Origin of the sequence: Alteromonas sp. AO-Serp (genome assembly GCF_017849675.1) — a bacterium.
GTDB lineage: Bacteria > Pseudomonadota > Gammaproteobacteria > Enterobacterales > Alteromonadaceae > Alteromonas > Alteromonas macleodii.
This window is the reverse complement of record NZ_JAFLMX010000039.1, coordinates 1-10,263: the sequence shown is the minus strand read 5'-3', so window position 1 is coordinate 10,263 and position 10,263 is coordinate 1. Positions and strand designations below refer to the sequence as shown.

Below are 10,263 nucleotides of genomic sequence, written 5' to 3'. Positions count from 1 at the left end.
TGCATGTTCTTGCCCAATAACGTAATCGTCTAGGTGAGCATGAATTTCACTTGGTTTAGGTAAAGCGTCCTGCTTTTGCTTAGGCGCGATTTCCTTAATTTCTTCGCGAATGATATCGTTACATAACTCAACACACTCGTCGCAAATGAAAACCGACGGGCCTGCTATTAACTTTCTTACTTCGTGTTGGCTTTTGCCACAAAACGAACAGTACAGTAGCTTGTTATCACCGTCACCGCTTTGCTTATCACTCATTACTTTTGCCTCTGCCTTGCCTGAGCCGAAAACCAAAACGTGCTGTGCACTGGCTCAGGTATACTATAACTATACTACTTAGTTGCGGCTACGTCAGATCGATTTGCTAAAACTTGGTCAACAAGGCCATATTCTTTTGCCTCAGTTGCACTCAAGAAGTTATCACGGTCTGTGTCACGCGCGACTTTTTCATAGTCTTGACCAGTATGGTCCGCCATAAGGCGATTCAATTTCTCTTTAATAGACAGAATTTCTTTCGCGTGAATTTCAAAATCAGATGCCTGACCTTGGAAGCCACCAAGCGGTTGGTGAATCATTACGCGCGAGTTAGGTAGACAGTAGCGCTTACCTTTTGCTCCTGCAGATAGTAGAAAGGCGCCCATGCTTGCAGCTTGGCCCATACATACTGTACTCACGTCTGGCTTTATAAACTTCATCGTATCGTAAATTGCCATGCCAGCAGTTACCGAACCGCCTGGTGAGTTAATGTATAAGAAAATATCTTTCTCTGGGTTTTCAGCTTCTAAGAACAACATTTGAGCAACGATGAGGTTGGCCATGTGATCTTCAACTTGTCCTACCAAGAAAATTACGTTTTCTTTCAATAGGCGAGAATAAATGTCGTATGAGCGCTCACCTTTAGAGGTTTGCTCAACAACCATAGGAACAAGTGCATTCATTGGGTCAAACGGGGTATTAGTCATAGCTACCTTGATTATCTAGCGTTAAAAACAAAAATGCTCGGAAGGCTCCGAGCATTTAAGCAGTTGCTGACAAGTAATGTCAATCAGACAGTAAAAAATTACGCCTGTTTGTTCATAACCTCGTCAAAAGCTTTAGTTACTTCGGTAACTTTTGCTTGCTCAAGAACCCACTCAATAGCTTGTTCTTCTAGTGCAACGTTTTGCATTTGTTGCATAAGCTCTTGGTTGTTGTTGTAGTAATCAACAACTTCTTGCGGATCTTCATACGCTGAAGCAGCAGTTTCGATCATCTCGTTAACTTTAGCTTCGTCTGCTTTAAGTTCGTTCTGCTTGATCACTTCACCTAGAAGAAGACCAATAGATACGCGACGTTTAGCGTTGTCAGTAAACAATTCAGCAGGTAGGTCTGGAAGGTTCTGACCACCGCCTTGTTGGCTGAAACGTTGTTTAGCTTGCTCGCGAAGTGCGTTCACTTCTTGATCGATTAGCGCTTGAGGAATATCAATCTCGTTAGCTTCAACTAGCTTAGCAATAACGTCTTCTTTAACTTGCGCTTTTAGCGTTTGATTTAGTTCACGCTGCATGTTCTTACGAACTTCTGCTTTAAGCGCGTCAACTCCGCCTTCTTCAACACCGAATAGTTTAGCAAACTCTTCGTCAACTTTTGGAAGGTTTAGGCCTTCTACTTTCTTAACGGTAGTTTGGAAAACTGCATCTTTACCTTTTAGGTTTTCTGCGTGGTAGTCTTCAGGGAAAGTTACTTCGATAGTCACTTCTTCACCCGCTTTCGCGCCAACAAGTGGCTTTTCGAAACCTGGGATCATGCGCTCTTTACCTAGCTCAAGAGCGAAGTCTTCTGCTTTACCACCTTCAAACTCTTCACCGTCGATAGAACCAACGAAGTCGATGATAACTTTGTCGTCTTTCTTCGCTTTACGCTTAACTTCTTTCCAAGTTGCGTGCTGCTTCTGAAGTGTTTCCATCATGTTATCTAAATCTTCGTCAGTAATTTCTACTACTGGCTTTTCGATTTCGATATCGCTAACACCTTTCACTTCTACTTCTGGGTAAACTTCGAAAGATGCTGTGAATTCTAGGTCCTGACCGTCTTCGTCTTTAGTCAGTTCAAACTTCGGCATACCAGCAGGCTGAATTTTTTCTTGAATCACAGCTTGGTAGAAGTTTTGCTGCATAACATCGCCAGCAACTTCTTGGCGAACAGCTTGGCCGAAACGCTTTTTGATTACGCTTACAGGAACTTTACCTGGACGGAAGCCGTTGATGCGTTGTGTTTTTGCCAACTGCTGTAGGCGTGACTTAACTGCTGAATCAACCGTGTCAGATGGAACGGTGATAGTAAGACGGCGTTCTAAACCCTGGGTCGTCTCGACTGAAACTTGCATTATGTTACCTCAACTATACGCCTTTACAGGCGTTTTGTTCTCAATCCCCTCTCCCGTCATGCAAGAGTTGCATATCACTCCGGGGTAGAGGTCGTTATTCGACGTTTATAAAATCAAAGTTAGGACACGAAATTGTGTCAAAAAGCCAACCTGAAACAAACGTACTGGTTAAAAAAAGACGCGGTAGTATACAGCCGCATACCACAAGAGTCGAGAGGCAAACACAAGTTTGTAACAACCATTTGAACGCATTTTGACCAAATAGCGAAACTAATAGCCTAAATAGCGAAAAAGACGGAATTTATGCGAATTTATTGAGCAATGAATAAAGAAGAGAGAAAGATAATGGTCGGTGAGACAGGATTTGAACCTGCGACCCCTTGTACCCAAAACAAGTGCGCTACCAAGCTGCGCCACTCACCGACAGATATATCTTTTTGAAAAGCCCTGCGAGAGCTATAAATATGGTGCGGAAGGAGAGACTTGAACTCTCACGCCGTGAAGCACTGGAACCTAAATCCAGCGTGTCTACCAATTCCACCACTTCCGCGAAAAAGTGGGGTGGACGATGGGACTTGAACCCACGACAACCGGAATCACAATCCGGGGCTCTACCAACTGAGCTACGCCCACCACAGTAATCCTGTTCAGTCTTATGTGTGAATTGATAAACACATAAGCGCCTACCGAGCTGTCAGGATCTTACATAGCTACTCGGTAGTTAAAGTCGACTCATACCCTAGCCCACAGATGATTTATCACTCTTGGCTAGAAGTATTTACTGAATCGAAGAAAGCATAAATGGTCGGTGAGACAGGATTTGAACCTGCGACCCCTTGTACCCAAAACAAGTGCGCTACCAAGCTGCGCCACTCACCGACTGGAATGCTTACATTAAGCTTTTGATAAAGCTTGAAAATATGGTGCGGAAGGAGAGACTTGAACTCTCACGCCGTGAAGCACTGGAACCTAAATCCAGCGTGTCTACCAATTCCACCACTTCCGCAAAAAAGTGGGGTGGACGATGGGACTTGAACCCACGACAACCGGAATCACAATCCGGGGCTCTACCAACTGAGCTACGCCCACCATAGGGTGTGTTTGCAATTTACACGCTTTATTTTAGCAGTGTAAATACGAAAGTTCAGCCTTGCTATCAGGACCTACCTGACTCGCATGGCGCGCCCGGCAGGATTCGAACCTGCGACCCACGGCTTAGAAGGCCGTTGCTCTATCCAGCTGAGCTACGGGCGCTTGGCGAATCTTCGCTGCAAAAAGTGGTCGGTGAGACAGGATTTGAACCTGCGACCCCTTGTACCCAAAACAAGTGCGCTACCAAGCTGCGCCACTCACCGACTGTCGTACCGACCTTAAAGCGTTAGCCTCTGTGCCGTTACGGGGTGCGAATATTACTGACATCCCCCCACCTCGTCAAACACTTTTTTAAATAAAATCATCAACCGCTCACAAAGCATCCATTCTCACGTTTTTTTGAACAATTCCCCTTGTATTTGCCTATTTTTAGCCTAGGTTTGCGCTTCTTTTAAAGGGTAAGCATCAGGCTTTCCATTAACGGTCGTTTACGTTGAACATTTGTGGCGAATAATTGCAGAGTAATAACTACTAGAGTATTAGTCCTATTTTATGAAACAATATAGGGCACTTGTTGACCACCCAACCATATAAGAATCGTACAAGACTATGACCGCCCATCTTATTGACGGCAAACTAATTGCCAAACAAGTTCGCCAACACGTAACCTCCTATGTTGAATCGCTTACGCAAGCAGGTAAAAGACAACCAGGCCTAGCCGTTGTCCTTGTTGGCAGTGATGCAGCTTCTCAAGTTTATGTTTCCAATAAACGTAAAGCGTGCGAAGAAGTGGGGTTCGTTTCTCGCTCTTTCGACCTTCCTTCTGATACCACAGAAGAGACCTTGCTAAATTTAGTGGACGAGCTAAACGAAGATAAAGAGATAGACGGAATTCTGGTACAGCTTCCTTTACCTGCAGGGTTAAATGCAGAAAAGGTACTTGAACGTATTCACCCTCATAAAGATGTCGACGGATTTCATCCATACAATATTGGCCGCCTTGCACAGCGTATTCCTGCACTACGCCCCTGCACGCCAAAAGGCATCATGACCATGATAGAGTCAACCAAGCGCCCTGTAAAAGGCTTGGACGCGGTCATTGTAGGTGCGTCGAACATTGTGGGGCGCCCTATGAGCCTGGAACTGCTTCTAGCTGGCTGCACCGTTACTACCTGTCACAAGTTTACTCAAGACCTTAAAAGTCACGTTCAACGTGCAGACCTTCTGGTAGTCGCAGTAGGTAAACCGAACTTTATTCCTGGTGACTGGGTAAAACAGGGCGCAATTGTCATTGATGTAGGTATTAATCGCATTAATGATGGTTCACTTGTTGGCGATGTTGATTTCGAAAAAGCGAAAGAGCGCGCAGGCTGGATAACCCCCGTTCCAGGCGGAGTCGGGCCGATGACAGTAGCCAGTTTGATAGAGAATACGCTGGAAGCTTACGTAAAATATCATTCTTAAAGTACAACTAGTTCAACCTAGATGTTAGGCAGAAATCAAATTTCTGCCTTTTGGTTTTATACTCCCCTCACGTTGAACACAGACTCAAACTGACCTACACCTTTTATGGCAGAACCAACATCTCCTTTATGGGAACAGCACGTAATTGATGCAACGCTTAAATGGGTTGACGACATTGTGATAAAACACAACTTTTGTCCCTTTGCGCGCTATGTAAGAACACCTCATCAAATTCGGTGTGTGGTAATTGAGGGCGATGCGGGAAATGTCGTTCAATCGCTATACGATGAGTTGCGGCATTTAGAAGAGAACGACACCACCGCTACAACACTAATTGCACTCACGCATTCAACCCTTGCTGATTTCAACGAATATCTCGATGTACTGGCTATTAGCGATAATATGCTGCACGACTGGGGATACAGCGGCACTTATCAACTTGCCAGCTTCCACCCCAATTATGTATTCGACGATAGCGACGCAGACGATGCTGAAAACTATACCAATCGATCACCCTACCCCCTTTTGCATTTGATTCGTGAAGCTGACATCACACGCTACATGAAAAAAGAAGAGGATGCCGAAAAGATATTCAGGCATAACATTGAAAAAGCACGGACGCTTGGGTGCCCTTATTTTGAGGGTGTGTTAGACACGCTTAAAAAAGATAAGCCCGCTCGATAAAACACGGGAAGCTTACCTTTTTTGTGCAATGTAAAAAACACGCACTAAAAAGAGAATAAGCTCGTGATGCGAGCAGGCCCAAAGTATTGGATTACTCCAGGGAACCCAAATAAGCAGCGCCTTATAACAAGCAGGATGTTTATTTGGCTCAAGCTTTCACTTGAAACGTCACTTTACCTGCAAATTATGTGAGTAATATGACAACGTTACACATTTTGACTTCGTTAGGGCTAAAACGTGAATACCCACAATTCATTTTCTCTCGAGGCGATAGCGACCGTCGCTACGCCTTTCAAGCAAAAGTTTGCTATTCCAAGGCAGCCCAACTTGGCTAACGCCGAAGGTATTATTACCTTCGAAGAAGGCTTTAACGATATCAATTTGCTTAAAGGGATAGAGAATTACAGTCACCTGTGGCTGCTTTTTATCTTTCACCAAAACATTGAACGCGGTTGGAAAAATACGGTAAAAGCCCCTCGTCTAGGTGGTAATGCAACTATGGGCGTATTGGCAAGTCGCAGTACCCACCGACCTAATGGGATTGGCATGTCTGTGGTGAAAAACAAAGGTGTGGTTAGCAGTAATGGACAGACACAGTTAGTGGTTGAAGGGGTAGATTTAGTCGACGGCACACCACTTGTCGATATCAAGCCCTATATCGCGTACGCTGATAGTGTTCCTAGCGCCAGCGATAATCTTGATGACATTAACCCCATACCCAATCGCGACGTATCATTCGCCGATACAATCCAGCCCACGCTTGCTGAAATAGAGAAAAAGCACCGTGGTTTTTCTGCCTTGGTGACTGCGGTACTGTCCCAAGACCCTCGCCCAGCCTATAAACAGCATATTGAAAATGATGAGAAAACCTACCGCGTGACGCTATACGATATTGATGTAGGGTTTGAAATAAGAGATGCCGCCGTTAAGGTGACCGAACTGGTTCATTTAGGATAATTACACTATTAGTGTTAACAGTCTGTGGCGAAATAGCTCACAGTTAATTAGAATACGCCCAAACGTGTGACACCTTATCTCGGTTCAAGCATTTCGCAATGTTTTGTTTTGCGAATTGCCGTTTGCGAAAGAGCATCACACTAACCGTCATAAATACATTTATAACAGGATACCTGCTTTACATGCGCACTAGTCAATATTTGCTTGCCACGCAGAAAGAAACACCTGCAGATGCAGAGGTTATCAGCCACCAGCTTATGCTAAGAGCTGGTATGATCAGAAAGCTTGCCTCGGGTCTATACACATGGTTGCCATCTGGTCTTCGTGTACTTAATAAAGTAGCCAATATTGTTCGTGAAGAAATGAACAAAGCAGGCGCGATTGAAGTGCTAATGCCCGTTGTTCAGCCCGCAGATTTGTGGGAAGAATCTGGACGATGGGAAGAGTACGGCCCAGAGTTACTTCGTATTAAAGACCGCCACCAGCGAGATTTCGTATTAGGTCCAACGCACGAAGAAGTTATTACCGCGCTTGTGCGTAATGAAATTAGCAGCTATAAGCAGCTTCCGCTCAATCTATACCAGATTCAGACTAAATTCCGCGACGAAGTGCGCCCCCGTTTCGGCATTATGCGTGGTCGTGAATTTACCATGAAAGATGCGTACAGCTTCCACTTAGAAGACAGCTGTTTAGAAGAAACGTATCAAAAAATGTACGACGCTTACTGCAATATATTCTCGCGTATGGGCTTAGACTTCAGAGCAGTCATTGCCGACTCTGGCTCTATTGGTGGTAATCACTCTCACGAATTCCACGTACTTGCCGCATCAGGTGAAGACGATATCGCTTTCTCAAGCGACAGTGATTATGCAGCCAATGTTGAAATGGCTGAAGCTGTTGCGCCTGAAAAAGCTGTCGCATCGGGCGCTGCAGTTGAGACTAAAGATGCCAAAGGCAAAGATTTCAATGCCATCTTAAAAAGCGTAGAAGCCGAAGTGACAAACGCGGTTAAAGTCATAGTAGTGAAAGCCGCTAATGAAGTAGACAGTAAAGGCGAAGAAGTAGTTTCTGATAAATGGGTAGCCCTTGTACTTCGTGCTGATCATGAGCTTAATGATGTAAAAGCAGAGAAGTTAGACGGCGTTGCAAGCCCGCTTGTTGAAGCATCATTTGAACAAGCAAAAGATATTCTTGGCGTTTCACCATTGTTTGCTGATGCAACCAACCTGCCTGTACCCGCTTTTATTGACGCCAGTGCAGCTGCCCTTGCTGACTTCACTACAGGCGCAGGCGCAGGCGGTAAGATAAATATTAACGTAAACTGGTCTGATGATATTACTGGCGTTGATATTCGCAACGTTGTAGCAGGCGATGCATCTCCTGACGGGAAAGGCACGCTAGATATTAAACGTGGCATCGAAGTGGGCCATATCTTCCAGCTTGGCAGCAAGTATTCAGAGGCCATGAACTGCGGCGTACTAAGCGAATCAGGTAAGCACCAAACCTTAACTATGGGTTGTTACGGTATAGGCGTATCTCGAATTGTTGCGGCAGCTATCGAGCAAAACCACGATAAATTTGGCATAAAGTGGCCAGATCCTATTGCACCGTTTAAAATTGCATTAATACCAATGAATATGCACAAGTCTCATCGTATTAAAGAAGCAGCGGAAGCGCTTTATGAAGAGCTTGTTGCCCTTGGCGTAGAAGTGTTGTTTGACGACAGAAAAGAGCGTCCGGGTGTCATGTTCAATGATATGGAATTAATTGGCATACCTCACAGCATTGTTATTGGTGAAAGAAACCTAGATAATCAACAGGTTGAGTATAAGAATAGACGTACTGGTGAAAAGCAGTTGTTAGATATTAGCGCAGCAAAGGACTTTGTAGCCGCACTCTAGCGCCTGATCTCGCCGATTAGATTAGAAAAGAGGGCGTATGCGGTTAACATTTTATGGCGTAAGAGGGTCAATCCCTACCCCGGGAGCAGCTTACGTCCGCTATGGTGGCAATACTGCATGCGTTCACATTGAGCTTGAGGATGGTACCGATATCATCCTCGACTCTGGCACAGGGATTCGCGTGCTTGGCGAGCGCCTTATTCAAAAAGATACCCCCATTAATCTGCTGTTGAGCCACAACCATTGGGATCATATTCAAGGCTTCCCTTTTTTTGCGCCTATCTATCAGGCTTCACGTGAAATCAACATATACCCGGGTCAAACCCTCCTTGATGAACCTGATCAAATTTTAAAGCAAATGGAAGGGTCGTTATTTCCAGTCCCCCGAAGTGCGCTGAAAGCTAACATTTCTATTGTCGATATTCCCAAGTCTACAAGCCGATTTTCAGTAGGAAGCGCAACCATAACTCGCTTGGCCATGAACCACCCCGGTCGTGGCAGTGCCTATTGTATTGAAGCCGATGACGCAAAGGTGGCTTACATAACAGATAATGAGCTTTACCCCCCCTACAAAAAAGAAACAGACTTTATCGATTTCGCAAAATTTGCACAAAATGCCGATCTGCTAATACACGATGCACAGTATATGTTGTCTGACATGCCAGCGAAGAACGGATGGGGTCATTCGGTCGCGGAAGAAGCGGTGAAACTAGCAATGGCATGTAACGCAAAAAAATTAGCTTTATATAGTCATGATCCAGAACGGACTGATGACGATATAGATGATGTTGTAAACCATTGTAATGTATACGTCACAGTGGCAGAGTATAATCTACAAGTATTTGCATCTTCAGAAGGCCAAGCACTGGACTTCAGTTAAGCATAACAACAACCCCACGTTACGGAGAATTAAAGGTGTCTGTGTTAAAGCCTTTTGTATTTTTGGCAGCATTTGCTGCTTGTACGCCTGTGTGCGCTCAACAATCACAAGAAGTGGTAAGCGAACAAGCGTCATCTTTAGAAAATAGTGAACAAGAGCGCACTGTTGAAAATGAAGAAAATCAATCGTCACAGGATGAAAGCGGTATTGAAGTTATCGATATCATCAAGCGTGACACCATCACGGAAAGTGCACTGGATAACCGATTAGAAGGCGATAAAGAAGCACTGGATAATGTGTTTGCTATCACTCAGCATAGACAAAACTATCTACTTCCAATCACTTACGTTTCCAACCCAAGCTCTGTAGCCAATGAAGAACTTACAAACGAGAACATAGACAATAAAGAAGCCAAATTTCAAGTAAGCGCAAAGCTGCCGCTTTATTTGGAAGATACAGGATTCGACGGTGTTTACTTTGGTTTTACATTAACATCGTTCTGGCAATTGTATAATAGTGAAGCCTCTAAGCCTTTCCGAGAAACGAATTACGAACCAGAAGTCTTTTGGCAAGAAACAGCCGATTATTCCGTACTTGGCTACAAATTTAATACCTTTCAAGTTGGTTTCAATCATATGTCTAACGGTCAAAGCGGGCTGCGCTCTCGAAGCTGGAACCGTATATTTGCCTCTATTGTCTTTAGCGACGATGACGATATCTACTACCTAAAGACGTGGTACCGTATTCCTGAAGACGAGAAAACAGACCCGCTTGATCCTACCGGCGACGATAACCCTGATATACAAGACTATTACGGTAGAATGGAACTTGGTTATGGAAGGAAAATTGGCGCGTTTAAAGTACTGGCGCTTTTACGAAATAACCTCGACGTAGATGAGAACCGAGGCAGCATACAGCTAGAC

General features: G+C 44.6%; 9 protein-coding genes and 8 tRNA genes. 6 read left to right on the top strand and 11 right to left on the bottom strand.

Going from position 1 to position 10,263, the window contains the following annotated elements; translation table 11 throughout:
• The 11 genes from QVA83_RS03445 to QVA83_RS03395 all read right to left on the bottom strand — a co-directional run.
• Nucleotides 1–255: ClpX C4-type zinc finger protein (locus QVA83_RS03445; RefSeq protein WP_287498136.1), on the bottom strand; the 255-nt coding region annotated here is incomplete at its 3' end.
• A 74-nt stretch (nt 256–329) separates the two neighbouring features.
• On the bottom strand, nt 330–959 hold the full coding sequence (gene clpP, locus QVA83_RS03440; RefSeq protein WP_014950147.1) for an ATP-dependent Clp endopeptidase proteolytic subunit ClpP: 630 nt from the start codon (nt 957–959) through the stop codon (nt 330–332).
• A gap of 98 nt (nt 960–1,057) precedes the next feature.
• A complete protein-coding gene (gene tig / locus QVA83_RS03435; RefSeq protein WP_039216909.1) occupies nt 1,058–2,362 on the bottom strand; it encodes a trigger factor in 1,305 nt (434 codons plus the stop codon).
• Nucleotides 2,363–2,708: 346 nt separating this feature from the next.
• A tRNA-Pro gene (locus QVA83_RS03430) sits at nt 2,709–2,785 on the bottom strand.
• 42 nt (nt 2,786–2,827) lie between these two features.
• A tRNA-Leu gene (locus tag QVA83_RS03425) sits at nt 2,828–2,912 on the bottom strand.
• 7 nt (nt 2,913–2,919) lie between these two features.
• Nucleotides 2,920–2,995, bottom strand: a tRNA-His gene (locus tag QVA83_RS03420).
• Nucleotides 2,996–3,164: 169 nt separating this feature from the next.
• A tRNA-Pro gene (locus QVA83_RS03415) sits at nt 3,165–3,241 on the bottom strand.
• A 42-nt stretch (nt 3,242–3,283) separates the two neighbouring features.
• A tRNA-Leu gene (locus QVA83_RS03410) sits at nt 3,284–3,368 on the bottom strand.
• A 7-nt stretch (nt 3,369–3,375) separates the two neighbouring features.
• Nucleotides 3,376–3,451: transfer RNA gene (locus QVA83_RS03405), tRNA-His, on the bottom strand.
• An 88-nt stretch (nt 3,452–3,539) separates the two neighbouring features.
• Nucleotides 3,540–3,616: transfer RNA gene (locus tag QVA83_RS03400), tRNA-Arg, on the bottom strand.
• 24 nt (nt 3,617–3,640) lie between these two features.
• Nucleotides 3,641–3,717 (bottom strand) — tRNA-Pro (locus tag QVA83_RS03395).
• A 346-nt stretch (nt 3,718–4,063) separates the two neighbouring features.
• On the opposite strand from QVA83_RS03395, the gene folD reads away from it, so the two are divergent.
• The 6 genes from folD to QVA83_RS03365 form a co-directional block, all read left to right on the top strand.
• The gene (gene folD / locus QVA83_RS03390) at nt 4,064–4,918 is read left to right on the top strand and encodes a bifunctional methylenetetrahydrofolate dehydrogenase/methenyltetrahydrofolate cyclohydrolase FolD (protein ID WP_061486168.1); all 855 of its coding nucleotides are present in this window, start codon (nt 4,064–4,066) and stop codon (nt 4,916–4,918) included.
• A 105-nt stretch (nt 4,919–5,023) separates the two neighbouring features.
• Nucleotides 5,024–5,602 (top strand): DUF1415 domain-containing protein, encoded by a 579-nt coding sequence (locus QVA83_RS03385; RefSeq protein WP_287498135.1) that lies wholly within the window; start codon nt 5,024–5,026, stop codon nt 5,600–5,602.
• 237 nt (nt 5,603–5,839) lie between these two features.
• Nucleotides 5,840–6,559, top strand: a complete 720-nt coding sequence (gene tsaA, locus QVA83_RS03380; RefSeq protein ID WP_131138152.1) for a tRNA (N6-threonylcarbamoyladenosine(37)-N6)-methyltransferase TrmO — start codon at nt 5,840–5,842, stop codon at nt 6,557–6,559.
• Between the two features lie 182 nt (nt 6,560–6,741).
• Complete coding sequence (locus QVA83_RS03375) at nt 6,742–8,460, top strand: proline--tRNA ligase (protein ID WP_287498134.1); 1,719 nt, start codon at nt 6,742–6,744, stop codon at nt 8,458–8,460.
• Between the two features lie 37 nt (nt 8,461–8,497).
• Nucleotides 8,498–9,340, top strand: a complete 843-nt coding sequence (locus QVA83_RS03370) for an MBL fold metallo-hydrolase (protein WP_287498133.1) — start codon at nt 8,498–8,500, stop codon at nt 9,338–9,340.
• Between the two features lie 35 nt (nt 9,341–9,375).
• The coding region (locus QVA83_RS03365; RefSeq protein WP_287498132.1) for a phospholipase A at nt 9,376–10,263 on the top strand (888 nt) is incomplete at its 3' end.

Excerpts from the sequence above, each read along its gene's own strand:
- QVA83_RS03370 (WP_287498133.1), top strand. The coding sequence starts at position 8,498 with ATGCGGTTAACATTTTATGGCGTAAGAGGGTCAATCCCTACCCCGGGA.
- QVA83_RS03385 (WP_287498135.1), top strand. The coding sequence starts at position 5,024 with ATGGCAGAACCAACATCTCCTTTATGGGAACAGCACGTAATTGATGCA.
- folD (WP_061486168.1), top strand. The coding sequence starts at position 4,064 with ATGACCGCCCATCTTATTGACGGCAAACTAATTGCCAAACAAGTTCGC.
- QVA83_RS03375 (WP_287498134.1), top strand. The coding sequence starts at position 6,742 with ATGCGCACTAGTCAATATTTGCTTGCCACGCAGAAAGAAACACCTGCA.
- clpP (WP_014950147.1), bottom strand. The coding sequence starts at position 959 with ATGACTAATACCCCGTTTGACCCAATGAATGCACTTGTTCCTATGGTT.
- tig (WP_039216909.1), bottom strand. The coding sequence starts at position 2,362 with ATGCAAGTTTCAGTCGAGACGACCCAGGGTTTAGAACGCCGTCTTACT.